The sequence below is a fragment of the Pseudonocardia acidicola genome (assembly GCF_012911935.1).
Taxonomy (GTDB): Bacteria; Actinomycetota; Actinomycetes; order Mycobacteriales; family Pseudonocardiaceae; genus Pseudonocardia; species Pseudonocardia acidicola.
The window spans coordinates 1-1,351 of sequence record NZ_JAAXLA010000163.1; the positions used below are offsets into that span (position 1 = coordinate 1).

Consider the following 1,351-nt stretch of genomic DNA (forward strand, 5'->3'; position numbering starts at 1 on the left):
GTTGGGGTGGTGGTGGTCGTGTGTGGTTGGGGTGTGGTTGTGTGTTGAGTGTTGCATAGTGGATGCGAGCATCTTGTTGTGGTCAAGTGTTTAAGGGCACATGGTGGATGTCTAGGCATCAGGAGCCGATGAAGGACGTGGGAGGCCACGATAGGCCTCGGGGAGCTGTCAACCGAGCTGTGATCCGAGGGTGTCCGAATGGGGAAACCCGGCGCCCGTCATGGGGCGTCACCGGCAGTTGAATTCATAGGCTGTCGGGGGGAACGTGGGGAAGTGAAACATCTCAGTACCCACAGGAAGAGAAAACAACCGTGATTCCGTGAGTAGTGGCGAGCGAAAGCGGATGAGGCTAAACCGGTGTCGTGTCAAGCTGGCAGGCGTTGCGGTACCGGTGTTGTGGGATGCGCCCGTGGAGATTCTGCTAGGTCTTCGAGGGGTGCGCGCGAGGTTAGCGGAAGGTGTCTGGGAAGCGCCGGCGTAGAGGGTGAGACCCCCGTACGCGAAAATCTTGCGTGTGTCTCTGGGGTGTGTTCCCGAGTAGCAGCGAGCTCGTGGAATTTGCTGTGAATCTGGCGGGACCACCCGCTAAGCCTAAATACTCCCTGATGACCGATAGCGGACGAGTACCGTGAGGGAAAGATGAAAAGTACCCCGGGAGGGGAGTGAAATAGTACCTGAAACCGTGTGCCTACAAGCCGTCAGAGCCTTTCGGGGTGATGGCGTGCCTTTTGAAGAATGAGCCTGCGAGTTATGCTTCGTGGCGAGGTTAACCCGTGTGGGGTAGCCGTAGCGAAAGCGAGTCCGAATAGGGCGTGTGAGTCGCGGGGTATAGACCCGAAGCGGAGTGATCTACCCATGGCCAGGGTGAAGCGACGGTAAGACGTCGTGGAGGCCCGAACCCACCAGGGTTGAAAACCTGGGGGATGAGCTGTGGGTAGGGGTGAAAGGCCAATCAAACTCCGTGATAGCTGGTTCTCCCCGAAATGCATTTAGGTGCAGCGTTGCGTGGTGGATGCCGGAGGTAGAGCACTGGATGGGCTAGGGGGCCGACAAGCTTACTGAACTCAACCAAACTCCGAATGCCGGTATTTCTAGCGTGGCAGTGAGACTGTGGGGGATAAGCTTCATAGTCGAGAGGGAAACAGCCCAGATCACCGGCTAAGGCCCCTAAGCGTGCGCTAAGTGGGAAAGGATGTGGGATCGCCCAGACAACCAGGAGGTTGGCTTAGAAGCAGCCACCCTTGAAAGAGTGCGTAATAGCTCACTGGTCAAGTGGTCCTGCGCCGACAATGTAGCGGGGCTCAAGCGCACCGCCGAAGCCGTGGCATTCCGACATTGATCCGCCCCTGGT

The 1,351-nt window shown here is 57.9% G+C and carries 1 rRNA gene; it reads left to right on the forward strand.

The features are described 5' to 3' along the window. Positions 1-80: 80 nt before the first annotated feature. Positions 81-1,351: ribosomal RNA gene (locus HF526_RS34405) — 23S ribosomal RNA — on the forward strand; the annotation flags it as partial.